Below are 25,165 nucleotides of genomic sequence, written 5' to 3' on the forward strand. Positions count from 1 at the left end.
GTAGCTGCACGTTTAATACCGCCTTACACTGTAAAACCGTTCAATTTTGAAGAGAAAACTGATTCATGTCCGTAATCGATGTACATCGCGCCCACACTCTTGATAAAGAACATGCTCGTGAAGCTGCAGAAGCGCTTGCCAAGGATCTTTCCAGCAAGTTTGAGCTCAATTACCAGTGGGAAGGTGATCAGCTCAAGTTCAAACGCTCGGGCGTTAAAGGGCACTTGAACATTACCAGCAACGACCTCAATGTGCGCCTGGAGCTGGGTATACTGCTACGGCCTTTCAAATCAAGGATTGAACAGGAAATTCACAGCCAACTTGATCAGATTCTGAAGGCTTGATCGATCAAAGGTCACCCGGGAGCGCAAATGGCTCAGGGTGGCCGTTGAGAATGTTTTCCATAACCCGCTGTTCACGGGTTACCAGCCGCTCAATCAGCAAGTCCACCTTGTCCATTTTGCGAAATGCAGAGTAACCCCGATGCAGGAAGTTGTGCAGATCACTCAGGTCGGCCATTTCCGCGGGCGCTCGGCTCATTGCAAGCAGCCAGCCAAGGGTTCTGTTGCGCACATAACGATCCAGCTGCTGCCCCACATCGGCGACTAACACAACCTGCCTTCTGCGCTGTTCCAGTTTCTGGCTGGCACGGTAAACGTCACAGTAGTGTTCTGCGGTGACCAGGTGTGCAGGGATGCGGCGCTCATCAAGCAGCTCCGCCAGCTCAAGATCCAGTTGCTGGGTAATCAGGTTCAGCTCCACCAGTCCGGCCAGTACTTCAAGTTGTTGATCCGGCAGCCATTTGACCATTTTCGGGAACACCCGATCTATGTTGTCGTCGCGGCGGGTCATGCTCGAGGGTGCGTAAAGGTCAGTTAGCAGAAACTCCAGGCCTTCGTGATAGCCAGGGTGCTGATACAAATCCTGATGAGTCGCCTTCAGGCGCCCAGCCTGCCAGTCAGCGATAACAAATGTGTTATCGAGCAGCCGGTGATTCGTCTTGTGGAGGCGGAAATCGTGATATTCCAGCAAAAGTTTCTGCAGGCGGCTGGCGCTTTCTGAGCGCACGACTGTGCCAACAAGGCGCTCACGATACATGGTGCCAACTCCGGTGGTTCTGCTTAGAAGCGGACAGTTTACCGAAGGGGAGCTCTATGTGCAGCAAACCCGGCCAAGTGCCGGGCGCTGCATCATGAGCAGAGGTGTTTAGCCCTAGCCTTGAGCAACAGCGGCCAAAGACTCAAAACCCGGCAGCCACTCTTTGCTATCGAGAGTTACGAAGTGGCTGGGCGCGCCTGTTTCGATAATGCGCATGGTGGTGGGGCTCTGCCGTGCGCTGGCAAGCATGGCCTGCCGATCCAGTATGCGGTCTACACCGGGAACCAGGAAGGTGCCGTGGCGCACGTGCTTGTACACGTTGGTGTCGGTGCGCTGCATCCAGTCCAGTATGTTCTCTATGTTGCGAACAATCGTCAGTTGGTCACGTGTAGAGTAAAACAAACTGGCCAGCAACTGCTTTTTACGCGGGTTCATTTTCCCGAAGAAGGATTGGCCGTAAGCAGACGCGGGTGCGTTGCTGATCAGGCGGATCAGCCAAGGCCACATACCGTGGCTGACAGGCTCCAGAAGAGCAGATATTAAAGGGCTGATTTTGCCTTGGGGAAGTGCCGGTGCTTCAAGAACCACTTCAACGTTTTCGTAAAGCTCCGGGCGCTGTTTTATTGCCTCCAGCGTCACTGCTCCGCCCCGGGAATGGCCGTGAATGCGCACATTTCGGGTGCTGGGCAAGTTTGAAAGCGCCTGGTTCAAGATGCAGGCATCGTATTCAATGGTGCCTTCCAGGTGCTTGATCGGAACTTCCCATTCGGGGGTTTCCGGCGTTACGCCATTCACCGGGATGTGATAATTGCTGCAGGTAAGCAGGATCAGTTCTGTTGTTGGTGCGTCATAGGTCTGAGTGAAGTAGCAATGATTTTCCAGAAAGCCATGAACGCCAATAACGGTATGTTCGGCCTCGCCACTGTGATTGCGAATAGACACTGCACCTTCGCCAACACGGTATACGCGCCCTGAGAACATCTCTGAATAGGCGCTGTCGATTGGTCTGATGAGCTTGCGAATGTGGCTTGCTTTCATACTGCATCTCCTCCCAGCACGGCAGTTGCCTGTTTTTAGAGTGTGGTCATTTGACCTTGGTTGTGCTGGTAACCTTGTTGTACATCGCTTCGCTCTGATCTTTATTGGCGCTGGTAACGCAGTTTTTGCATGCCTGCGGCCAATAGGCAGTCGAAACCTTATGCTAATAACTATTACACCAAGCCTTATAACCAGTATAGGGTGAAGGTATATATATGTGTAACATTTTGTAATCTTGGGTGCCGTGCAGCTTTGTGGAGCCAGTAGTGTATGTCTGGCACAATGTCCGACTCTGTGTTTTTCACTTCACCACTTCCGGGGATGTTCGGGTTTGAGTCACGAGCAAACGCACCTCATGCTGCCTGCGGATTCCGCCTGGCTGGCCTTGGAGTCCCCCAAAAACCCTATGACTATCACCGTCATGTTTCGGGTCGAAGGCCTTACTGCGCCCAGACTCCGGGAGTTTATGCAGGTTTACTGGATGGCGTGGGAGCGCTTCCGGTATATGCCGGTCAAACGTGCGCCAGAGTGGTATTGGGAGCCAGATCCGGTTTTTGATATCCGGCACCATCTGGATGTGGTGCTTGATCGCTTCACGGAAACGTCTCTGCAGGAGTGGGTTTCAGAGCGACTTAATCAGCCATTTCCTGCCTACCGCCCCCCATGGAAGTTTTGGTTGGTGCCTAATGCTGAGGGCGGCGCCGCATTGTTACTTCGAATACACCACTGCTATGCCGATGGCGTTTCTCTAACGGGTATTTTTGATCGCCTGTGCTCGGCTTCGCCACAGCAATACCCGGCAATATATGGCGTGCAGCAAACGGAAGGCTTTTCCCCTTGGGTATCCGCGGCCAAAGACCGGCTTGAGCAACTGGTTAGCGGAGACTTGGCTTCTGATGCGGGTACTGATAACCAGAGCCCGGAATCGGAAACTCAGGGGGGCAGCTGCAGCGAATGGTTGGAGAAGCTGGCTCACAATGGTTTGAAGTTGGTTAATGAGATGAGTGATTTTCTGGCTGAGCCGGAGGATACACCGTCAGATCTCAAGAGGCCGTTACTGGGCCAGCGCCATTGTCGCTGGTCGGAACCAGTCCCTCTCGACCAGTTTCGGTCAATTGCCAAGGCGACCAATGTCACCATTAATGATGTTTTGCTCAGTTGTGTAGCGGCAGCAGTTCGACCCCGCCTTGGAATTGCTGGACCGGCACTGGACGACGCCATGTTGCATGTTGCGGTTCCTGTGGATATTCGCAGCCGCCTGCCGGAAGACCTGCAACCAGAGCCGGGAACACTTGGCAATTATTTCGGTACTGTGTTTGTCCCTCTGCCCATCGATGGTGAGAGTGCGTTGGAGCGGCTCTATCGCATCAAGCAGGAAACCCGTCGCCTCAAAAAGAGTTGGCAGCCCGGCATAGCCTGGGGTTTGGCGGCCTGTGCCTCTCTTATCCCGGAAGCATTGCGCCAGCCACTATCGGATATGTTCTATCGCAAAGCCAGTGCTGTGGTCTCCAACGTTCCCGGTACACGGGAGGCGCGCTACATTGCCGGTTGCCGAATAACCGAACAGATGTTCTGGGTGCCTCAGGCAGGCGATATCGGGCTTGGAGTCAGCATTGTCAGCTATGCCGGGCAGGTTCAGTTCGGTGTGGTTGCAGATGAAGCAATTCTGACAGACCCCCAGGAGTTTCTTGAAGACTGCGTGCAGGAGTTGTCAGAACTCCCCGGAGGTTCACCTATTGTTGTTTGAGGTCTACAGTGAATGAGTAAACGCGTATGACCGCGTTGTCATTCACAACCACAACAAAAGGTGACGACCATGATATATGCACAACCTGGAAAAGACGGCTCCGTCGTTTCCTTCAAAACCCGTTACGGAAACTACATTGGTGGCGAGTGGGTTGCTCCGGTTAAAGGTGAGTATTTCGAGAACATAACGCCGGTGACTGGTGATGTGATTTGCGAGATTCCCCGTTCCACCGCTGAAGATATTGATTTGGCTCTGGATGCTGCGCACAAGGCTGCACCCGCCTGGGGCAAAACCTCTCCGGCAGAACGCTCTAACATTCTGCTCAAAATTGCTGATCGCATTGACGCCAATCTGGAAAAGCTGGCTGTCGCAGAAACCTGGGACAATGGCAAGGCGATACGTGAAACCCTGAATGCTGACATTCCATTGGCAGCAGACCACTTTCGTTATTTTGCCGGTTGCATCCGCGCCCAGGAAGGGCACATGGGCGAGATCGACCACAATACGGTGGCCTATCATTTCCATGAGCCCCTCGGAGTGGTGGGGCAAATCATTCCCTGGAACTTCCCGATTCTGATGGCTGTATGGAAGCTTGGCCCTTGCCTGGCGGCCGGCAACTGTACGGTGCTCAAGCCGGCAGAACAGACGCCCGCCAGTATTCTGGTGCTTATGGAAATCATCGGTGACCTGCTGCCGCCGGGCGTCGTTAACATTGTTAACGGCTACGGCATCGAAGCGGGTGAAGCGCTGGCAACCAGCAAGCGCATTGCCAAAATTGCCTTCACAGGCTCAACCCCGGTGGGCTCGCACATTCTTAAGTGCGCGGCGGAAAACATCATTCCGTCAACGGTTGAGCTGGGTGGCAAATCTGCCAACATCTACTTCTCTGATGTTATGAAGTCTGAGCCTGAGTTCGTGAGCAAGTGTGTGGAAGGTCTGGTTCTGGCGTTCTTCAATCAGGGTGAGGTGTGCACCTGCCCATCTCGAGCGCTGGTGCAGGAAGATATGTACGAAGAGTTTATGCAGAAGGTAATTGAGCGAACCAAATCCATCAAACGTGGTAACCCGCTGGATACGGATGTGCAGGTGGGTGCCCAGGCCAGCAAGGAACAATACGACAAGATTATGTCTTACCTTGAGATTGGCAAGCAGGAGGGCGCCGAGCTACTCACCGGAGGGTTCAAGGAAGAAATGGGTGCCGAATTCAAAGACGGCTTCTATATTCAGCCCACTCTGTTCAAGGGCGACAACAAGATGCGGGTGTTCCAGGAGGAGATCTTTGGCCCGGTTGTAGGAGTGACTACGTTCAAAACCGAAGAGGAAGCTGTGGCGATTGCCAACGATTCCGAGTTCGGCCTGGGTGCGGGCGTCTGGACCCGCGACACCAATCGAGCTTATCGGGTAGGGCGTAACCTTGAGGCCGGCCGGGTGTGGATGAACTGTTATCACGCCTACCCGGCACACGCAGCCTTTGGCGGTTACAAGAAATCCGGTATTGGCCGTGAAACCCATAAGATGGCGCTGGAACACTATCAGCAGACCAAGTGTATGCTGACCAGCTACGACATCAACCCGCTGGGCTTTTTCTAAGCCGGCCATAACAAGCAGGCCCATGCATGGGCCTGCTTGTGTTGATTTCACTCCTTTGATCAGCCCCACGTAAGACCTTCTTACAGACAGCTACGCTCTTGCCACGGAATACTGCCCCCAACCGGCCCTGATACCGGAATGATTTCAAACATCTGAGGGGGAAGCAGATGAAAGCAAGAGCGAATTTGTGCGGCAGTAGATTTAAAACAATCAGGTACTTGGTCGTGGCCATGCCTGTGTTGTTTTTTGCCGGGTGTGGTGGGGATACAGAGGTGTCCAGCCCATCTGATTTCGAAGCACCGAGAGAGCCAGTAAACCTGGGCGGCGATGGGGATCTATACGCCCCGAACCGGTTGCTGGAGATTAATATATCCATGGCCGCCAGCGAGTTTGACCAGCTCCGAGCTGAAGGCCGAACATTGGCCAGTACGGCGCGAGAGTGCCTGTCCGATTACGACTACACCGAGTTTTCAGCCAGCGTCACCATCGATGGTGTTGCCATGAAGGATGTGGTGGTTCGCAAGAAAGGCTATATCGGCTCGCTCAGCCCGAGCATCCCCTCCCTAAAACTGGATTTTAACGACCTTTGGGATGGCAGAACTTATCAGAACAGTTCCCGGATGACCCTGAACAACAACCGTCAGGATCCATCCAATGCCCGCCAATGTCTGGCTTACGAGCAGTTTCGTCAGGCCGGCATTGCAGCCCCCCGGTGTAATTACGCCCGGGTTCGGGTGAACGGCCAAAATCTTGGCATCTTTACCAATGTAGAGCCCATCAAAAAGCCATTTCTTGCCCGTGCCTTTGGTAATGATGACGGCAATCAATATGAGGCACAGACTTCTGATTTTGGCACCTGGTTAAGCCAGAGATTCGAGAAGAAGACCAACGAAAAGGAAAACGACCGCAGTGATCTGCAATCGGTGACCGATGCGCTGGCGCTGCCAGATGACCAATTGATGAACGTGCTGCCGCAGCTGGTGGATGTGGATCAGTTTATTCGCTTCTGGGCCGTTGAAACCCTTATTGGTGCCTGGGATTCCGCTACCGGCAACGCCAATAACTTTCATATCTATCGATCCCCGGCTGATGGCCGCTTCCATTTCATTCCCTGGGGGGCAGATACCGCCTTTCGTGGAGAGCACCCGCTGAAACCGGGCACCGGGGTGTTCTACAGAAACTTTTCTCTGGCAGACCGCCTGTTTAATCTTCCGCAATACCGGGCTCAATACGAAGCTGAGTTGGAGGATTTGCTGGCGACCCAGTGGAACGAGAGTCAATTGCTACAGGAACTGGAGCAGGTTCGGGTGCTGACGGGTATCTCTGAGGCCAGTGTGGCCAGCCTCAAAGCATTTATAGCGGGCAAGGGTGAGCCCGCAGATGACAGTTATCGCATGCCTCGCAGAGTTGCACTGGAGCAGGCGCTGGCGGAAGACCCACCTTCTGGTGCGGTATACCGGCTTGCGGATACCCGGCCCGATTGCAGTGCGCCGGTTACCACACCTTTAACCGGCAGAGTGGCTGCGTTGAATGGCACGGATACTGGAGCTTTCCAGTTCAATCTGCCGAGTGGGCAACCTGTAACGGCCAGCCTGACCTTTGCGTCCTTCGGTGTGGATAGTCTGGTTTACTCCGTGGACACTGAGTCCTCACCGGAAGTTATTAGCTTGTTGCTTATTGGTGTGGATGCAAGCAACGCCTATAAGCCCTACGTTCTGCAACTGTTTATCGAAGCATCAGACTATGTGCCAGGCACCCATGAATTTCATGGTTTTGCCACCAACGCCTTGCTGTTCGAAGTGGATGAGAGTCTGCCTGGCGATGTGCGCACCTTGGCTCTTGGGGCAAAGGGCAAGGTCACTTTCATCAAGGTTGGCACAGGTGCCAGCGCAGGCGATGTTGAGTTGACGCTGGATGCGACACTTGAGTATGGGCCTGATGTGCAATGAATATGGCTGTTCTCAATCCTCTGGCAGGCTTTTGTGGCCACGGCCTGGCCGACCAGATGCGGGTTGCGTTGATGGACCGGGTCGATGCCAAGTTTGTGGTGCGGCCTGGGGCTCTGGAGCAGTGCCTGCAGGGCCTGCGAGGTGCCTACACGATACTGGATATGGATGGATGCCGGCGCTTTGTCTACGACACCCTGTATTTTGATAGCCCGGACCGGCGCCTGTTTCTGGACCACCATAACGGCAAGCTCAATCGGCTCAAGGTTCGGCTAAGGCACTATCGCCATAGCAAGATCATGTTTCTGGAAGTGAAAAAGAAAACCAATCGCCAGCGCACGGTAAAAACACGGGTGCCGGTTACGTTTGAATCCTTCGTGGATGGCTCGGCCACAAGGTTTCTGAAAGAGCAATCAGGCCTGCCGGTTGCAGGGATGCAGCCGGCTCTTTTTGTGTCCTATCAGCGCATTACCCTTATTAGCACCCAGAACCCTGAGCGGATCACGATAGACACTCAGCTTGCCTTCCACTCCCCCGACCGAACCCTGTCTGTTGACCTGCCTGGCGTGGCCATTGTGGAAGTAAAGCATGATCGTCACTCAGGGTGCTCCCCCATGCTGCAAAGCCTGGCCAGGCACGGCTGCCGCCCGGTGGCATTCAGTAAATACTGCGTGGGCACGAGCCTGCTTTATGGGTCTCAATTAAAAACCAATCGTTTCAAGCCGTTGCTAAGGAGTCTTTATGGAATCGGCAGTTGATCTCCATTTTGTGATCCGGCTGATCATCAACACGGTTTCCGTATTTGTTCTGATTCGGTGCTATTACGCCTTTTCTCGTCACAGGGAGAACGCGGCCTCTTTCATTCTGTTTGGGGTGGGCGTTTTTCTTGTTACCTCGTTACTGCACTCGGTTACGGTGACCATGGGCTTTGCGTTCGGTCTGTTCGCAGTGTTTTCAATGTTGCGCTATCGAACGGAGGCGCTTGGCATCAAGGAAATGACTTATCTCTTTCTGGTGATTGCCATGGCACTGCTGGCGGCAGTGGGCACTATGCAGCACTACGAACTGGCGGGGCTGAACCTGCTGATTATTCTTTTGGCACGGGTTCTTGAAACCCGACTATTGCTACCCCGGCACGGAGAAAAAGAGGTCGAGTACGAAAAAATCGAGAATGTACATGCCCGGCAACAAGCGGTGTTAATTGCAGATTTGCGCGAGCGAACCGGGCTGGATGTGTTTCGGGTAGATGTGGTGTCCATCAGCTATCTGCGGGATACCGCTATGCTCCGCATGCATTTTCGTCTGGAAGGGCACAATGCTTGCTGACCTCCACCGGACCTGGCTGATAGCAGGGTTGGCGTTGGTTGTTTTGCTTCCGCCATCAGCGTTGAGGGCTGACCCGCTGGAACTGGATCTTGGTGGGTATATTGCCGCCGGAGTTGACCGTTTTGGGCCTTTTTATAATGAAGAGGGCGACCCTGATACCACCAGAGGCATCGTGCGCAACGCCAAACTGGAACTTGAAATGGAATGGGGAAGCAATTGGGCTGCAGAAATAGACGGAAGCTACAAGGCTCGGGGTAACCGCGGGGAAACCGAACTGGGTGATGCGTATGTTCAATACCAAGGCGCGAACGGGTTTGAGGCAAAGCTGGGGCGCTTCAAAGAGCCTTTTGGGTTTGAGCGTCTTACTGGTTATACCAACATCAGCACCAGTGAGCGCTCGATGGTGACATCGGCTTTTGCGCCAGGTCGTTCGCAAGGCCTGGCGATTGGGCAATTGAATAAAGCCAACACCTGGTTTTTCGGCGTGTTTACCAAAGAACCGGAGGGGGAGGAGACCCGGGCAGTGACGGGCCGCTACACCGTTGCTCCCGTTCAGAATAATCGGAACACACTGCATTTCGGCATCGCCGCATCCTGGCGCGATTTGAATGGCGCTCGGTTTCAGGTCAAAGATAGAGGCGAGGTGTTCAGTGCTGACAATATCCTGCGCAGTCCGCGCTTTGAGGCCCGGCACACTACCTTGGGAGGGCTGGAAGCAGCCTGGTCGTCAGGGCGGCTAACTGTGGTGAGTGAGGCGATGGCGCAGCAGGTTGAACGTGAGAACGGAGAGCACTGGCGGTTTAGCGGTGCTTACCTGCAAGCAGGCTTTTTCCTCACCAATGACCACCGCCGATACAAACACGGTGAGTTCAAGGGCCCCGATTCGCCGGGGCCGGCGGGGGCCGTTGAATTGGTGGCTCGCTATAGTGCGGTCGACTTGCAGGACCGGGATCTAGGCGCGCGAGCGGCGATTGCGCTGGTCGGGGCAAACTATTACCTGGGTAACCAGTTTCAGCTTCGGCTGAACTGGCTGGTACCAAAGGTGGAGGGCACTATCCTCGCACCAGACCCGACTGGCAATGCGTTCACGCTGAGAGTGCTTTTCCGGTATTAGTGTGGTGACTGAGGCAGAGTAAGGATAACTTCCGTCCACTCACCTGGCTCGCTGCAAATCTCCATCTGGCCGTTATGGTGACGCATGATGGTCTGGCAGATACTCAGCCCGAGGCCAAGATTGTCCGGCGTCCTGTTGGTTGAGTAGAAGGGGTCTGTCAGCCGTTTAATGTCCTCGGGTGCTATGCCATGGCCATTGTCCCGTATGCCTATAGTCAGGTTCTCAGCCTTTGGCGTAGCCGTTATGTCGATGCGCCGCGACGCCCGCCCCTTTTCCAGTGCGGATGCCGAATTCAGCAACAGGTTTACAAAAACCTGGGTCAGCGCCGACGGATAACAGGCCACCGACATATTTGCCGGAATGCCAAGACGCACATCCGTGCCCCTGAGTTGGTGTTTGCATAAGCGCAGAGCCGTTTCAAAGAGAGCGCCCAAATCGGCTGTTTCTATATCGTGATCCGGCTCTGGCCGCGAGAAATCGATCAGGTCAGACACTATGTCGGCGATGCGTTTCTGGTGCAGTGCCGCATCGTCCAGTGCTTCTGACAAGTCGCTGTTCCGGTTGATGGCACTGGCGTAGTCCACGGCCTGGCTGGCGCAGTTCAGCGGGTTCATGATTTCATGCAGAAGACCTTTTGCCATATGGCTCAGGGCCTGATGCTTTTGCTCCTGGGCCAGCCTGCCTTCGGTTATCTCCAGTGCATGCAAGGTCCGAGATAGTTTGCGGTTGCGATCTTTGAGCAGGAATTGCAGGGCTAAAAGATTGCGCAAGAACATGCGAAAAAAGTGAGCCGATACAGGGGCAATGAGTAGGCACATCAACACCAGCCAGTTGGTGAGTATTGCTGTTAGCGCGCTGCCAAAGTCACTGGCCGGTACAGCCAGTGCAGTAGCCACCGTCAACAGGCCCAGGTTAATCACCAGTATGATGATGGTATGGACCATGGACAGGGTGATGATCCCTACGGAGCTTATGAAGAGAAGCAGGCCCACGATAGGGGGCAGCGAAGCACTGGTGACGATGTAACCCAAATAGCTGAACAGTGCCATGTGGAAAAACACCAGATAGACAATCAAAGGAGACGCTCGTCGCAGCCCCGTAAAGCGGTGAGCGGCTATCAGCCCTGCAAGAACGGCGGTGTAAAACAGGTGAGTACCGCTAATACCCGGCGCTGTGGGCGATAGGGCAAGCCCAGACAGGAATATGAGAGTCCCGATAAAGGTGATGCCCAGAGACACATCCGCAAAAAGTGGCAGCACCCGGAACCGGGACTGGCTGCGATAGAAGCGCTCGTAACGTCGCTGCTGGTGTGCTGGCAACTGTCGAACCTGATCCATGCCGGAGAGCAATGTCATGCCGCGGCTCCATTGTGGTGGCGTTTCATGAACAGGATCAGTTCTGGCAGGCGCTCGAACCCGAGCTTGACGAAAATTCTGTCCTTGTAGGAGTGCACTGTTTTGCAGGACACACCTAACTGTTCGGCAATATCCTTGATGGGAGTGCGGCTGGCTATCAACCGGGCGACCTCTCGCTCACGGCCTGACAGCGCATTGTAGGCATTCAGCATACCTTGCGATGGCGCGTCCGGCTTTTGCCAGGCCCCCACATATACTTGCCCGTTGCGGATGTAGAACAGAGTTTTAACCAGATCTTGAATGGGCTGGTGTTTCGATACAACGGCCTTGATGCCAGCCTCCAGATAAATCACCAGCCTGTTGGCGCTAACCGGGGTATCTGAAATCAGTAACACCGCAATGGTCGGGTGTTCGCTCAGTGCATGCTCAGCAATGGTCAGGCCATCGTTGTCCGGCAAATTCTCTTCGATAATCAAGACGCCTGGTCGGGCAGATTCCAGATTTTTCAAGGTGTCGATTCCGCTTTCGGATTCACCCACCAGATCAATTTCGTTGTGCAACAGGAGCTGGAATAGCAAGCTGTCCCGAAACAGTCGCTGGCCAATGGTTACGTAAAGCCTTAGCTTGCGGTTACTCTGAGACATCAGACCACCGTTGCTTTAGCCAGCGGCAAGGAAAGCACAAGCTCGTACGACTGGGCCGCGCCGTTGATCTGTAGCCAGCCCCCCAGCTGGTACGTGGTTACGACAAGCAAGAGAAGCGCCACCTGTTGCTCCAGTAGTGGTCGGGATAGCCTCGTCAGTGGTGCAAGCAGGTGTGCATAGAGCTTCAGCGGAACTGTGCTGGCCAGTACCAGTTGATTGTCAGAAGACTGGCTCAGTTCCAGATTGCGCCAGTCCTGCCCGGAAGCTGCTAAAAGCGTTGTGAGCGTCTGGCAGAGCACTGACAGTGTTGATGTTGCGTTGTAGCGTTCATCTTTGGCCAGCCCGGCGCTTTGCAATGCAGCGCGAACAGACGCTTCGTCAAGCTTCGTGCTGGCAGAAGCGGTTACTTGCAACCGTGTTAGTTGCTGCTGTACCTGTTCACCAAATTGCTGAACCAGGTCCTTCTCAAGGTTGGTTTCGAGGCTCGCTCTCAGGTGTGATGAGTTGGCTGCCAGGCAAGGGATGGCATCCAGGGCCTGCAAAAAAAGCGACATGGCTGGTGCGCCAGCGGCGGCATTTACAGAGTCTGAAAGATTTTCCAGAAGCTGTGCACGGCGCTGTTTGCGTAGCTCTGAAAATTGGCGCTCCAGTTGAGATAATGTGTTTTCCCTCGCTGACGCCAAGGTCAGGTGCCGGGACACGGCCTCCTGAAAGAGGGGCAACAACTCCGTTGCCCGCCAGGGTTTCTTTTGGTATCGGAAAATCTCCCCCTCGTTCACGGCATCAAGCGCTACGCGCACTTCGCCGTATGCCGAGGTGAGGATGCGGATAGTTGCCGGGTGTGATTGTTTGAGTTCATCGATGAGTTCCTTGCCCTGCATGCCCGGCATTCGCTGGTCTGTCATTACTACAGCCAATGTTCCACTTTGTGACTGGATGGTTTCCAGAGCCTGCTCGGCACTGTCGGCGCACAGCACACGAAAATCGTTCTGCATGCGCTCCAACTGGCGGGCAAGGTACTTTGTGGCCGTCGATTCATCATCCACGATCAGGACGATCGGTGCTTCTGCGGCAGGCACTGAAACCCTGCCGGGCAAACCGGGTTTGCTGGCCAACGCGGAGGTAAGAACGTGGGAGCGTATGAGGTCCGGATCCACCGGCTGTTCAAAACAGCGATCAACCAGTCGCTGTTCCAGCAAAGAAACCAGCATGTCCAGCGGAACAGTATCGCTGATCAGGATTTTCAACAGGTCGGGGTGGGTATCTCGCGCATGCACCAGCAGCGGGGGGCTGGCTTGGATTGGCGACTGGCTTGCTAAAATGAACAAGGCGTTGGGTGACGCTGGGCCGCGTTCCAGGGCCGAGATAGCGGCTTGATCCGTTGGAAATGCATCAATGCGCAGGTCGTTACCGAGCTCTTCTTCAAAAATATTGCGCGCATTTTCGCAGTCGTAACGAAGGAAAATGTGTGGTTCTTCCGTAATGGCCATTGTGGGTGCAGTCCTGAAATCTCGCCTGACAAGAAGATTAGCAATCCCGGCACGCTTTGCTGTAGGAATTTCCTACAAACGTGCCTGGAGTCCGCTGTTCGTTGGGGTTATGTGACTGCATTGGCGTTTCTATCTTGAGAAAATATGCCGAGCTTTAGTTGATACACTAACGCGGTCGTGCCATACAGATGCATAACCTGATGCGTAAACGGATGGATAGGAGGGAGTGATGAGCGAGTACAGAACAGAAACCGACAGCTTGGGCGATGTCCACGTGCCGGCAGACGCTCTTTGGGGCGCCCAGACCCAGCGTGCCGTTGATAACTTCCCGGTTAGTGGTCAGCCCATGCCGCCGGCTTTTATTGCGGCGGTTGCCCACGTTAAACAGGCCGCTGCGGAAGCCAATGCCAGTTTGGGGCTGCTTGATAACAACCGTTGCGATGCGATTACCGACGCATGCCGAGCGCTCATTCGCGGAGAGTTTGCTGACCAGTTCCCGATTGACCGTTATCAGACCGGCTCGGGTACCAGCACCAATATGAATGTGAATGAGGTGATTGCGTCCATTGCCGGCAGAAACGGCGTAGAGGTGCACCCTAACGATCATGTGAATATGAGCCAGAGCTCTAACGATGTGATACCAACCGCTATTCACGTGAGTTCAGTAATAGGCATTCGGGAGCGGCTCATTCCCGCACTCATGCATATGTGCGGCGTAATATACGAGCGCGAAGCCCAGTTCTCTGAACAGGTGAAAACAGGCCGCACCCATCTTATGGATGCCATGCCGATTACCCTTGGGCAGGAATTGCGCACCTGGCGCGAGCAGCTGCTGGCGGTTGAGAAGCGCCTCGATGCTGCAGCAAATGAACTGCTTGCCGTTCCTCAGGGCGGCACTGCCGTAGGTACCGGCGTGAATGCCTTGTCGGAGTTTTCCGGTCAGTTTGTGAAGTTTCTCAAAGCCAACACCGGATACCCGTTCCGTTCCATGGAGCACAAGTTTGTAGGGATAAGTGCAGTGGATGGCCCGGTGGCGCTGTCAGCTCAATTGCGCGGGATGGGCATCGTTCTAACCAAAGTTGCCAACGATTTGCGCTGGATGAACAGTGGCCCGATTCATGGGCTGGCGGAAATCAGCCTTCCAGCCCTGCAGCCCGGTAGCAGTATCATGCCCGGCAAGGTAAACCCGGTAGTTCCCGAGTCTGTGGCCATGGTGGGCGCACAAGTAATGGGGCTGGACAGCGCCAATGCGATCGCAGGGCAGTCTGGTAACTTTCAACTCAACGTTATGCTGCCGCTTCTGGGGGCTAACCTGCTGGACATGATTGGCCTGCTTGGCAATGCAACCAACATGCTGGCGGACAAGAGCGTCCGGGGTTTTACTGTGAACACAGACACGCTGAATGCCAGCGTGGGCCGCAACCCGGTGCTGGTAACAGCACTGAACCCGGAGATTGGTTACAGCCTGGCGTCGGAGATCGCCAAGGAAGCATACAAAACGGGTCGTCCGGTTATTGATGTTGCAGAAGAGAGAAGTGGTCTTGCCCGAAAGCACCTGGAAGAGCTTATGGACCCGCTAAAGCTGACACGGGGCGGAGGCGATTGATGGGGGAACATTGATAAACTGATCTGTTTGCGGCCACAATCAGTAAACTGGTAAAGACACGCACACTACTAGCAGAGGTCATTATGACATCATCTTGCAGCATTCCAGGCCTGACAGTACCTCGCAGCCGCTTCCCGGAGCCGGAGCAGGATCTGCCAGCGGGAGACAGTGAGCAGAGAGTGGTTCTTGCCGGTGGCTGCTTCTGGTGTGTGGAGGCAGTGGTTCTGGCTCTGGATGGCGTTACACGGGTTGAATCCGGTTATGCCGGCGGATCAGCAGATACAGCCAATTACGACGCTGTGTGCTCGGGCACCACGGGCCACGCAGAGGTTGTGAACGTTCACTACGACCCCCGCCAGATTAGTTTCGGGGAGATACTCAGAGTGTTTTTCTCGGTGGCGCACGATCCAACCCAGCTGAATCGGCAGGGTAACGACCGGGGTACGCAATACCGCTCTGCGGTGTTTTATGAAACACCGGAACAGCGGCGGGTGGTGGAATCCTACATTCGTCAGCTTGATGAAGCCGGGGTATATCCTGACCCTGTTGTAACAACACTGGAGCCTCTGCAAGCATTTTATCCGGCTGAGGCACATCATCAGAATTTTGCGGCGAGGAATCCGTACCAGCCATACATCATGGCTGTTGCCGCCCCCAAAATGGAAAAGCTGGTTGAGGGCTTCAGTGATCGACTAAAACCGGAATACACCGATTCCAACGACAACCTGGCTTGAGGAGATAGGTAATGAGCAGTTCTGCTGCAGGTTATGACCTGACACCTCTTACAGAGGCACAGATTCAAGAGAAAGCCGCAAGCCTGACGCCAGAAGAGCGTCAGGTATTGCTGGATCATGGAACGGAGCATCCATTTTGTGGCACTTTGCTGGATAACAAGCTGGCTGGGGTCTACCACTGCCGGCTGTGTGATCTTCCGTTGTTCAGTTCAAGCGCAAAGTTTGATTCCGGCACTGGCTGGCCGAGCTTTTTTCAGCCATTCGACAAGGAACATATTCACTACATTGAGGATACAAGCCTGGGAATGTCTCGCACGGAAGTACGTTGCCCCCGTTGCGATAGCCACCTCGGACACGTATTCCCGGATGGCCCGCCTCCCACGGGGCAACGCTATTGCCTGAACTCCATTGCCATGGTGTTCAAAGAGGGCGATTGAGCGTCGTTTATCATCAGCAGCAACGACAGTTGCTGTCAGCTAGCGCTGGCAGCAACAACGGTTGATAGCAGGTAGCCGGTATAGGCAACGTAAACCAGCAAAAGAATAGAACCATCAAACCGGCTGATCATCTTGCGCCAACCGGTCATTCCGAAACCCATCACCAGCAGGCCAACCGTTAGCGCCAGCATCAGCGTCCAGTCCCGGTAAAGGACCTCCGGTTCTACCGATAGCGGTTGAATAACCGCAGCCAAACCCACAACCGCAAGCGTATTGAAGATGCCTGAGCCGAGAATGTTGCCCAGGATCAGGTCATGTTCGTTCTTCCTTACAGCGGCCAGAGCTGAGGCCAGTTCCGGCAGCGATGTGCCAATGGCTACGATGGTCAGGCCGATTACCAGGTCGCTCACACCAAGACTTTGGGCAATAGTAACTGCGCCCCAGACCAGCAGGCGGGAGCTGACAACAAGGAGAATGAGGCCAATGATCAGCCAGATTATGGCGGATCTCATGGGCATCAGATTATCGGTCAGCTGGGCATCGGTTTCTCCTCCCAGCGCGTCCCCCTTGCCTCGTAAGCCCTGAAAGATCGACCAGCCCATTACCACAGCAAACACACCCAGGAGTATCCAGCCATCCAGCCTGGAGAGTTCACCATCCAGTAATTGCGCACCGGCAATCAGGGTAAGGACCACCAACAGGGGAAGTTCTTTGCGGATTACCTGGGAGTGCACGGCGATAGGTGCGATAACGGCCGTAAGGCCAACAATTAACGCAATATTGGTGATGTTGGAGCCATAGCCATTGCCCAGGGCGAGCCCCGGGTTACCATCGGCCGCGGCCATAGCGGATACGGCCAACTCGGGTGCAGATGTGCCGAACCCGATGATGACCATGCCGATAAGTAGCGCGGGCATGCCCAGATGCTTGGCAACGGCGGCAGCGCCTTCAACAAATTTGTCTGCACTCCAGACCAGTAATACAAGGCCGGCGATAATTGCGCCAATAGCCATAACCATAGATTCAGCCCCAGTCATGTTGCATCTGAAAAGCAGGTGCATGAGCGCTCTGTGTAATCAGAGGCGCAAGCACCGGAAAGGTGTGCAAGATACCGCATATGTGCGGTTGAGGTCAGCCCCTTTCGGATGAGCTGGCGTGATCACAGGTTCACGGCGGCCTGCCGCCAGCCACATCAGGATTATTACCTATGATTCAGCGCAAGCCACCGTTCGTATGCAGGGCTAACAACCGTTAAACTAACGTGCAATTTACGCACAGGTCCGGGTTCTTTAATAATCACAATTTATATTTTTGTGAAAACCCGGATAATTACGCGCTCATTCAAAACGGACGCCCAAGGCAGCGCCACTTACCTCGCGACTTGCCCGCGCCCGTCAGGCCTCTTCTTGAATCTTGAAGGGGCGAAAGGCTCAATACTAGCTAGGATGAAAAACCAATGGCCGCTAAACAGGCAGACGTAGTGCTGGTCGGAGGTGGTGTCATGAGCGCCACCCTCGGCGTAATGCTCAGGCAGTTGGACCCGTCCCTGAAAATTATCATGCTGGAGCGTTTGGATCACGTTGCCCATGAAAGTACGGACGGATGGAACAACGCAGGAACGGGGCACGCAGGATACTGCGAGCTGAATTACACGCCCGAGACCGAAGACGGTGATGTAGCGATCGAGCGTGCGCTCCAGATCAATGCGCAATATGAGGTTTCGCTTCAGCTGTGGTCGCATCTGGTAGAGCAGGGCATGCTGCCCGAGCCATCAAAGTTCATAAACCGTACGCCGCACCAGAGCTTTGTTTGGGGTGAAAAAGATGTCGCCTTTCTCAAGCGTCGTTATGAACTTCTGAGCGCACACCACCTGTTCCGCGAAATGGAATACACCGAGTCCCCGCGAGAGCTTGAAAGCTGGATGCCTCTCGTTGTTGAAGGCAGGGACCCAATGCAGCGGGTTGCTGCAACCCGCATTCGCCATGGCTCGGATGTGGATTTTGGTTCGCTTACCCGCAGCATGGTTGAGTACCTGCAAAGTCAGCCCAACTTTGAGTTGATGTTGAGCTGCCCGGTGCATTACATCGACCAGCGCGATAATGGCCGTTGGAAAGTCAGGGTTAAAAACCAGCACACCGGTGAGCTCACAAAGCTGGAAACCGGCTTTGTATTCCTGGGTGCCGGTGGTGGTGCGCTACCATTGTTGCAGAAATCCGGCATTGCAGAAGCCCGAGGCTATGGTGGCTTCCCCGTTAGCGGGCAGTGGCTGGTATGCCGCAAGCCTGAGGTCGTAAAACAGCACCACGCCAAGGTATACGGCAAGGCACCCATTGGCGCACCGCCCATGTCGGTACCGCACCTGGATACCCGTATAATCAACGGCGAACCGGCACTGCTGTTTGGCCCGTTTGCCGGCTTCACGACCCGCTTCCTCAAGCAAGGCTCCATCTTCGATCTGTTTGGCTCGGTGCGCACCAGCAACCTCAAACCCATGTTGTCGGTGAGCAAGAGCAACATGGATCTTACCCGCTACCTGATCGGCGAAGTTTTCCAGTCCCACAGCGACCGTGTGGAAGCGCTCCGTAACTTCTTCCCGGAAGCTGAGGAAGAAAACTGGGAGTTGCGGAATGCCGGTCAGCGCGTGCAGATAATCAAGCAGGCTGAAGGCGGTGGCGGGAAACTGGAGTTCGGGACTGAAATCGTGGCCTCGAAAGACGGTACCCTGGCGGCTCTTCTTGGGGCATCCCCTGGTGCATCGACAGCTGCAAATGCAATGATCAGCGTTATTGAGCGCTGCTTTGCACAGAGCATGCAGACACCTGAATGGCAGGAGCGCATGAAGGTGATGGTGCCTTCCTACGGCCAGTCACTGGTGAATGACGGTGAATTGCTGGCGAAAGTACGAGAAAGAACGCTCTCTACCCTGAAGTTGAACGGATAATCGCTGAAACATCAGGGCGATCGGGATATCTATGTATAATCGGGTGATGCACTAACATCTAAGGGGTTTGGTGCAAGCCCCGAGGAACATCGTTTGAACGATCAATCATCTGACCATGCAGGTCCGGCAACGGATCTGCATGGTTTGGCGCACAAGCTGGATGATGCTATCCGTGCCTTGGACGAAAGCGAGAGTTTGGCCAGATTTGGCAAGCTCACCCTTGTATTCGAACTTGTGCGCCAGATACTCGTGCAGCCGGAAGGTTGCGCATTTGTTGAAGCGCGCGCAGAGCGCCTTGAAAAAGCCGGTGTATTCACAGGTTCGGACTGGGCAGAGCCCGCCACCTTGCTCCCCTCCTTAACCACCCACTCTTTGCAAAGCCCGAACGCAGATACGGTAGTAATCGAAGCACTTAGCGAGCTTCGTTTGCTGGCGGTTGTCCGGGGCGCCTATTTGCATCCTCTGGTGTCTGCTGAGCAGGCACGGGACTACCTGACGCAGGTTCTGGCAATTAACCTTGGCCTGCTGTTCGGTATGGCCGGCGAGGCGGAGCGTGAGCAGGGCAAGCTGGCACTTATCAGCCAGCACGTTGTGCAGCACGTGGCCGAGCATATTGGCTACGAACACGTTATTGATAGCCTGATTGAGGAGATTTGGCGCATTCTGCAGCAGCGCCCGATTCAGGTGGGTGACGCGCGCAAGATGATTACCCAGATTGCCATTTGCAGGGCTGAGCCCAATGTCGATCTGGGCAACGCGGGACGTGGTGCGGACCGACTCATATCCAGCTTGTACGGGCCGACTCGGGCGTGCAGCGAAGACCCGGGTATTGTGGTGTACCAGCAGCGGCTGGAATCCATGGATGGCCCAACGCTGCAGAATGAAGCTACCGGCTTTGCCCGTTCCATGCACGATACCGGCCTGGTGTCGCCCTACCATGCCTGCTTTGTGCGCTACATACTGGAGGGGCAGGATTACCTGCTCAGCGAAGCCCTGGGGCTCTCAAGTACCGGCCGCGATTGCATGATGTGCTACCGGGAACTGGTGTATGCCCTCATCACTGAAGGTGTTTTTCCTGAGACAGCGCAGGGGCTGTATGGCCTTGCACTGATGCTGGAGCGGGGCATTCTTTATCAGCCCCCAGTGGCACCCGCGCTCTGGCGCCAAGCCAGATTGAATCTTTGCCCAGAGGCCCGTGAACGCCTGCAGCTTGCCTATGGCTATCAACCTCAGGCAGGCGCCTGGTTGATCCAGGGTGTGCTTAATATGCTGGGGCAGCCTTTGGGCGTGGGGCAGGGTAACAATCCAACCTGTCAGTCTGCTCGAGCTCTGTCCATGTGGGCCTACAACGACCCTGACTATCTCTTGCAGATGGTTGCCTGGGCGGCCAGAGACAACGAAATTGTCATGCATTTTGAAGGGCAGCCGGTTTCTTCAACGCAAAGCCTTGGTGGTGTTGCTTCGGAAGTGACCTTGGATCTCGACCCGGTCTCGCTGGTTGTGGTGCCCCACCTTGACCGGGTATACGGGGAGATGGGCCGCATGTGCATAGGGCGTGAGGGCGACCCGCACCGGTGGGTAAACCCGGAATTCCATGGCTGGTCTGCCGGGCGAGGGTTTGCCATCAATGTGGATGTCGCTACCGGTAACCTGCAGGATCTCGAGGGGTTCATCAGGCATTTCTATGCCAGTTACCACCCTTATTACAATGGCAATCAACCTCTGATACACCCCCAGCCTGCAGGGATTGCCGTAACCGACAGGGCCGCACGTTTCATTGGCTGGCACGCGATTACCATTCTGCGGATAGCATTGGATCCGGAAGGCGAGATGCGCGCGTATTTCTACAACCCAAATAACGACAGTGGCCAAAACTGGGCTGATGATGTGCACGTGAGCACGGAAGGCATGGGGGAGCGGTTTGGAGAAGCGTCTCTGCCGTTCGAGCAGTTTACCTCCCGGCTATACATCTTCCACTTCGATCCACTTGAGCGGGGTGAACCGGCGGATGTTGGTGAGGAAGAGCTAAAGCGGGTAATGGCACGGGTCTATCGTAGTTGGGGAGAAGACCGGATGCCCGTTAATCATCTTCAGGCTGAACCACCCCAAGCAGAATAATCCGGTCATTCTCCTATTGCCTGGGCGGGCAGCCTCTGAGCATGGCGTTTAGCAATTCGTCTGCATCAAACTTGGTTAAGGCCTCGTTTGCGCCTACCTGATTGGCATAGCTCAGGCTCATTTGGCTGTTCAAGGATGTGTGCAGAATGATGAATGGCTGTTTCAGAGTAGCCCTGTCCCGAACGTTAAACGTCAATTCGTAGCCGTCGAGACCGGGCATCTCGATATCGCTCACCAGAATATCGACCGGTCTACCGAGTTCGTTATCGTTCAGCAGGATTTTCAGCGCTTCGTCACCGTTGGTGGTGACCTGGTAGGGGATGCCTTTGGCGTCGAGCACATCACACAGTTGCTTGCGAGCAACTCTGGAATCATCCACTAAAAGAATGTTCAGGGCTTTCAAGGCTTCGCGCTGCACGTCTGTGAGCGCAACATCGCGGGTTTCCAGCGAATCGGGGTATACGTTCGCCAGCAGAAGCTCAACATCCAACAGCTGAACAATCTCGTCATCCACGTTCAGCAGGCCGGTAATAAATGCCCTGTCGCCCAGCATCGCCGGTGGGGACGTCACCTTCTTCCAGTCTGTCTCGATGATTTTCTGCACACTACGCACCAGAAAGCCTGTTTCCTGGCGTTGAACATCCGTGATAATAATGGTCGACGTTTTTTGCTCGTCTGCGGTTAACGCCGGATAACCAACGGCCGCAGCCATATCAATAACCGGCACGGCTGAACCACGGAAACTCGTTGCTCCTACAACCGCGGGATGACTGTGAGGCATTTTGGTGAGCGGTTTGAAGGGCAGTATTTCGCGGATTTTCAGTGTGCCAATCCCGAATAGCCGCTTGCCGGACAGGTTGAATAACAGCAATTTCTGGGATTGTGTGGCTTTACTGGACATAACACCCGGATCCTTGAAGATAGCCCCCCTCATAATGCCAGAGCGAGTAAGGGGAGCAGATCACATTCGATACGGGCTAACGATAGCAAGCTTACGAGCCGTTATCATCAGAAAAGTTAGAGCAGTGATGGCAATGAGTGTTCGTGGCTTAAGGTACAACCGCATACGCGAGGATTTCCACCAGCATTTCTTCACGGGCAAACCCGGACACAATAATGGCGGCGCGGTTGGGGTAAGGCTCGGATACAAAATCTGCATATACCCGGTTCACCACAGCAAGATGTTCCCGGTCGGTCACGTATATAACAACCTGGGTCAGGTCGGATACACGGCTCCCCGCGCTTTCCAGTGTGTGCTTCAGATTGGCCAGGGTCTGGATAATCTGAGGCTCAATACCACCATCCACAACCTTTCCCTCTGCATCAATGGGAATCTGTGCTGTAAACAGCATGCCATTGCCCACGGTTGCCCAAGCCAGAGGGGACTTGGAAGCAGGTAAGTCTGTTTTAACCGGATATGGATTCATCAGTGACTCCTTAGTCGTTATCGGTTGTTCCGGCGCCTGCGCCCTGACGTGAATCGTCGGAAGCTTCCACCAGCATTTTCGTTGCCAGTACTTTGAGTCGCTCCCAAAGAACAGTGTCTACTTCGATGCCATCAACGAGTGATCGTTCATGCCAGTCCAGCATTGCGGCGCGGTTTTGCAAAATCAGGTCATTTGCTGGCGCTTCGGGCTTAAGGTTTGGCAGAAGGTCTACGTGGTTCACCATCACCAGTGTTATGCCGTTATTGGGCTCGGTGTCATCTGGAATGGATGGCAAGCCGTACATGCATATCTCTGGCTCAGCCTCGCCTGATTTAAAGCTCACCAGAATTTCCGTCAACGGCTCGTGAGAGTTGCGCCAGAATGCGGTAACACTCATGTCACGGCGGGCGATGCGGGAAAGGTATCCCACAATCAGCATCCGGTTATGGCAGTGGCGAATTTTGGTAACCGAGAGGCCTCTGGCCCGGCACTTTGCATAGCCCAGCTCAATTGCCAGGCTGGCGTGGCCAAGAATCGTCTTGTTCTGGGCATCTACAACGCACAAATCCGCATCCTGGTAGATCAGCTTGGGTGGCTGGGATTTGTCTTCGTTGAGCAGAAAGTCCAGACCTTTGCCCAGAGCCTCCAAGCCATTAAGGCCATGGGCTTCCATCCAGGCCACCATGTCAGCCGCATCGCTGGCATCGCCATCGTCAAAACCAATGCCTATGAATGCTTTTCGGGAGAGCCCTTGCAGCTCGTTGTATGACACTTTCATAGCTTGCCACCCAGGGTTTTCTGGTCGTTCACAATACTTTCGAGGCCAGGTTCCAGAGGAAAGCCCCAGTCATCCAATTGGTGTAACGGTAGCCTCGGATCGTTCAGCTCACAGGGTAGCGGCGCCCCCTGAAACAACGTGATGCGAACCCAGCGGTCAGACTTCGGATCAAACCGGCTGGCGCCAAAAAATGACAGTTTGGTCCTTAACAGGTGCATGGGTTTCATATCCCTGTGCCAGAGGTTTGCGCGGATCTCTCCGTAAGGTGTATCTCCGATGGTCTGGATGCGGCGTACGCACTCCTTTTGCCCCGGGTTGGCCAGGAGGAACTCCACTACTATGGCATTCGGGTTGCTCTCCAGAAATTCATCGAGCTTTGTAAGACAGCGGCTAATCCGTGGGCCAACCGCGAGGGCCAGTTCCTTCTCGGCGCCGGACTCCGTTCCGCGAATGCCTAACCTGGGTTCTTCTTTTTCGACGGAGCGATACCAGAACCAGTAGTTGTCATCCGGGCAGTCCTCGCGGTAACTCAGAGCCCAGTCAAACTTCTCGTGAATCAGGTCGCGCAGTTTCGAGGCTTTCATGTCGGGCTTCAGATCCATGGATTCCTGACAGCCCAGTTCATCATCAATAGGCTCAACCAGTTCCGGGTACAGCTCTATCAGCATGGTGTTGATGAGTTCCTGGGCTTCCAGGGAACAGTGATTCCCGGCCCAGCTTATGAGTTCTTTATAAAGCCCCTGGTGCGCTGGCGTGCGATCGAGCCATTCAATAACTTCAATAACCGACTTGGCTGTTTCCCGATTGCGCAGGGTCTGTTCTTCATCTTCAGTGATGGTCTGCTGCAGGTGCTTCAGAGCGCGAGCCATCAGAGATCGCAATGCCTTGTGGGTTTGTTCATTCGCAGGCTCTGCACGGGCAAAGGCCAGAGCGCGCTCCCTACCGTAAACCCACTGCTGAATCAGTTGCGGGTGGTTGATAAGAAACGGAGCCATACCAAGCCCCGTGGAATTGCCAATGCCCAAATAGCGTTGCAGCTCCGGGTGCAAAGGCACGGCCCGATCGGGCGACTGCACTTTTGCCAGATGATTCAGCTGTTCCACTGAGAACTGCCGTAGCACGTAAACGGCCAGCATCTGGGCTGCAAATGGACGATTAAAATCCGGATTGCGCTCAAGCCGGGCAAAGTCAGCAATGCCAAACTTGCCGTTGCCATAAACCGCCGTGGTTCTGTAGAGATAGCCAACGGCCGTTAGCCACCCAGGATCAGGTTGTTTTCCCGCAGAAAGAGCCGCCAGAAACTGGCTGAAATTGCGCAGGCTCCTGTTGGCCCGTGAGAGCACAAGTACCCTCGGGTGCTGGCGGCCGGCTTCCTGCAAGGGTACGTTGGCCGCCATTTGTTCCAGCAGCGAGCTTTCTGCTTCGCCTTCAACCAGGGCAAAGGTGACATCCCATGCTTCCGCTATTACCCGGTCGGACCGCTGTTCTGGCTCCAGATCCCTGGAAAAAATCACACACTCGTAGTAGTTACCCGGTGTTGTGATGCGGTAGATCGCCAGGCCGTGGCCCTTTGAATCCAGATCAAACACCGTATTGGTAATCTGCCAACTTTCAGCGATCATTTTTCGCATTAGCGATCTGACAAAGCTGAGCCGGCTGGCAAACATGCTGCCCAGCCGTTCCAGCTTCATCACCTCACTTGCAGGGCGTAGGTTGTCGTGTGGTGCGGATGCTGAGGTTGCTGAAATCATGATCTCACCCTTGCCCTTACAGGCA

General features: G+C 54.7%; 22 protein-coding genes. 12 read left to right on the forward strand and 10 right to left on the reverse strand.

The genetic code is table 11. The annotated features are described in order from the left end of the window. Window positions 1-65: 65 nt before the first annotated feature. On the forward strand, window positions 66-344 hold the full coding sequence (locus tag RKA07_RS13765) for a polyhydroxyalkanoic acid system family protein (RefSeq protein ID WP_310966576.1): 279 nt from the start codon (window positions 66-68) through the stop codon (window positions 342-344). A 4-nt stretch (window positions 345-348) separates the two neighbouring features. On the opposite strand, the gene RKA07_RS13770 is transcribed toward RKA07_RS13765, so the two are convergent. Beyond that, complete coding sequence (locus RKA07_RS13770) at window positions 349-1,098, reverse strand: DUF8198 family protein (RefSeq protein ID WP_200203063.1); 750 nt, start codon at window positions 1,096-1,098, stop codon at window positions 349-351. Window positions 1,099-1,212: 114 nt separating this feature from the next. Then, window positions 1,213-2,136, reverse strand: a complete 924-nt coding sequence (locus tag RKA07_RS13775; RefSeq protein WP_200369701.1) for an alpha/beta hydrolase — start codon at window positions 2,134-2,136, stop codon at window positions 1,213-1,215. 331 nt (window positions 2,137-2,467) lie between these two features. Between RKA07_RS13775 and RKA07_RS13780 the strand changes: the two genes are divergently transcribed. From RKA07_RS13780 to RKA07_RS13805, 6 genes are all read left to right on the forward strand, one after another. Then, window positions 2,468-3,883, forward strand: coding sequence for a WS/DGAT domain-containing protein (locus tag RKA07_RS13780; RefSeq protein ID WP_310966577.1), 1,416 nt, complete (start codon window positions 2,468-2,470; stop codon window positions 3,881-3,883). A 69-nt stretch (window positions 3,884-3,952) separates the two neighbouring features. Continuing rightward, complete coding sequence (gene exaC / locus RKA07_RS13785; protein WP_310966579.1) at window positions 3,953-5,473, forward strand: acetaldehyde dehydrogenase ExaC; 1,521 nt, start codon at window positions 3,953-3,955, stop codon at window positions 5,471-5,473. A gap of 230 nt (window positions 5,474-5,703) precedes the next feature. After that, window positions 5,704-7,422, forward strand: a complete 1,719-nt coding sequence (locus RKA07_RS13790) for a CotH kinase family protein (protein WP_310966751.1) — start codon at window positions 5,704-5,706, stop codon at window positions 7,420-7,422. Continuing rightward, window positions 7,419-8,177: a polyphosphate polymerase domain-containing protein gene (locus tag RKA07_RS13795; protein ID WP_310966580.1), complete on the forward strand. Its 759-nt coding sequence runs from the start codon at window positions 7,419-7,421 to the stop codon at window positions 8,175-8,177. Before RKA07_RS13790 ends, RKA07_RS13795 begins: the two co-directional genes overlap by 4 nt. Continuing rightward, window positions 8,161-8,745: a DUF4956 domain-containing protein gene (locus RKA07_RS13800; RefSeq protein ID WP_310966582.1), complete on the forward strand. Its 585-nt coding sequence runs from the start codon at window positions 8,161-8,163 to the stop codon at window positions 8,743-8,745. Before RKA07_RS13795 ends, RKA07_RS13800 begins: the two co-directional genes overlap by 17 nt. Continuing rightward, window positions 8,735-9,859, forward strand: coding sequence for an OprO/OprP family phosphate-selective porin (locus RKA07_RS13805; protein WP_310966584.1), 1,125 nt, complete (start codon window positions 8,735-8,737; stop codon window positions 9,857-9,859). Before RKA07_RS13800 ends, RKA07_RS13805 begins: the two co-directional genes overlap by 11 nt. On the opposite strand, the gene RKA07_RS13810 is transcribed toward RKA07_RS13805, so the two are convergent. The 3 genes from RKA07_RS13810 to RKA07_RS13820 are packed head-to-tail and all read right to left on the reverse strand — an operon-like array spanning window position 9,856 to window position 13,348. Continuing rightward, window positions 9,856-11,214 carry a sensor histidine kinase gene (locus RKA07_RS13810; RefSeq protein WP_310966585.1) on the reverse strand — a complete coding sequence of 453 codons (1,359 nt, stop codon included), beginning with the start codon at window positions 11,212-11,214 and terminating at the stop codon, window positions 9,856-9,858. The genes RKA07_RS13805 and RKA07_RS13810 overlap by 4 nt on opposite strands. Continuing rightward, window positions 11,211-11,858 (reverse strand): LuxR C-terminal-related transcriptional regulator, encoded by a 648-nt coding sequence (locus RKA07_RS13815; RefSeq protein WP_310966586.1) that lies wholly within the window; start codon window positions 11,856-11,858, stop codon window positions 11,211-11,213. The genes RKA07_RS13810 and RKA07_RS13815 overlap by 4 nt, the downstream gene beginning before the upstream one ends. Next, window positions 11,858-13,348: a response regulator gene (locus RKA07_RS13820; protein WP_310966587.1), complete on the reverse strand. Its 1,491-nt coding sequence runs from the start codon at window positions 13,346-13,348 to the stop codon at window positions 11,858-11,860. The genes RKA07_RS13815 and RKA07_RS13820 overlap by 1 nt, the downstream gene beginning before the upstream one ends. A gap of 229 nt (window positions 13,349-13,577) precedes the next feature. On the opposite strand from RKA07_RS13820, the gene RKA07_RS13825 reads away from it, so the two are divergent. The 3 genes from RKA07_RS13825 (at window position 13,578) to msrB (ending at window position 16,125) form a co-directional block, all read left to right on the forward strand. After that, window positions 13,578-14,954 (forward strand): class II fumarate hydratase, encoded by a 1,377-nt coding sequence (locus RKA07_RS13825; RefSeq protein ID WP_200369694.1) that lies wholly within the window; start codon window positions 13,578-13,580, stop codon window positions 14,952-14,954. An 83-nt stretch (window positions 14,955-15,037) separates the two neighbouring features. Next, window positions 15,038-15,688: a peptide-methionine (S)-S-oxide reductase MsrA gene (gene msrA / locus RKA07_RS13830; protein ID WP_200203049.1), complete on the forward strand. Its 651-nt coding sequence runs from the start codon at window positions 15,038-15,040 to the stop codon at window positions 15,686-15,688. An 11-nt stretch (window positions 15,689-15,699) separates the two neighbouring features. Further along, window positions 15,700-16,125: a peptide-methionine (R)-S-oxide reductase MsrB gene (gene msrB, locus RKA07_RS13835; protein WP_200203047.1), complete on the forward strand. Its 426-nt coding sequence runs from the start codon at window positions 15,700-15,702 to the stop codon at window positions 16,123-16,125. Between the two features lie 35 nt (window positions 16,126-16,160). Here the strand turns inward: msrB and RKA07_RS13840 are convergent, their stop codons facing one another. Then, window positions 16,161-17,144, reverse strand: a complete 984-nt coding sequence (locus RKA07_RS13840; protein ID WP_200369932.1) for a calcium/sodium antiporter — start codon at window positions 17,142-17,144, stop codon at window positions 16,161-16,163. A 437-nt stretch (window positions 17,145-17,581) separates the two neighbouring features. Here RKA07_RS13840 and mqo point away from each other — a divergent pair, with 437 nt between their 5' ends. Together mqo and RKA07_RS13850 are read left to right on the forward strand one after the other, a co-directional pair. Continuing rightward, window positions 17,582-19,066, forward strand: coding sequence for a malate dehydrogenase (quinone) (gene mqo, locus RKA07_RS13845; protein WP_200369693.1), 1,485 nt, complete (start codon window positions 17,582-17,584; stop codon window positions 19,064-19,066). A 93-nt stretch (window positions 19,067-19,159) separates the two neighbouring features. Further along, on the forward strand, window positions 19,160-21,184 hold the full coding sequence (locus tag RKA07_RS13850) for a hypothetical protein (RefSeq protein WP_310966588.1): 2,025 nt from the start codon (window positions 19,160-19,162) through the stop codon (window positions 21,182-21,184). A gap of 13 nt (window positions 21,185-21,197) precedes the next feature. On the opposite strand, the gene RKA07_RS13855 is transcribed toward RKA07_RS13850, so the two are convergent. The 4 genes from RKA07_RS13855 to RKA07_RS13870 all read right to left on the reverse strand — a co-directional run bounded on the left by RKA07_RS13855 (window position 21,198) and on the right by RKA07_RS13870 (window position 25,140). Beyond that, window positions 21,198-22,085 (reverse strand): chemotaxis protein, encoded by an 888-nt coding sequence (locus RKA07_RS13855; RefSeq protein ID WP_200369692.1) that lies wholly within the window; start codon window positions 22,083-22,085, stop codon window positions 21,198-21,200. Between the two features lie 148 nt (window positions 22,086-22,233). Then, a complete protein-coding gene (locus RKA07_RS13860) occupies window positions 22,234-22,611 on the reverse strand; it encodes a RidA family protein (protein ID WP_200203041.1) in 378 nt (125 codons plus the stop codon). Between the two features lie 10 nt (window positions 22,612-22,621). Continuing rightward, the gene (locus RKA07_RS13865) at window positions 22,622-23,389 is read right to left on the reverse strand and encodes a DUF3726 domain-containing protein (protein ID WP_310966589.1); all 768 of its coding nucleotides are present in this window, start codon (window positions 23,387-23,389) and stop codon (window positions 22,622-22,624) included. Then, window positions 23,386-25,140 (reverse strand): hypothetical protein, encoded by a 1,755-nt coding sequence (locus tag RKA07_RS13870; RefSeq protein ID WP_310966590.1) that lies wholly within the window; start codon window positions 25,138-25,140, stop codon window positions 23,386-23,388. The genes RKA07_RS13865 and RKA07_RS13870 overlap by 4 nt, the downstream gene beginning before the upstream one ends. Between the last annotated feature and the right edge of the window lie 25 nt (window positions 25,141-25,165).

The sequence above is a fragment of the Marinobacter xiaoshiensis genome (genome assembly GCF_031631795.1).
In the GTDB taxonomy this organism is placed as follows: domain Bacteria; phylum Pseudomonadota; class Gammaproteobacteria; order Pseudomonadales; family Oleiphilaceae; genus Marinobacter; species Marinobacter xiaoshiensis.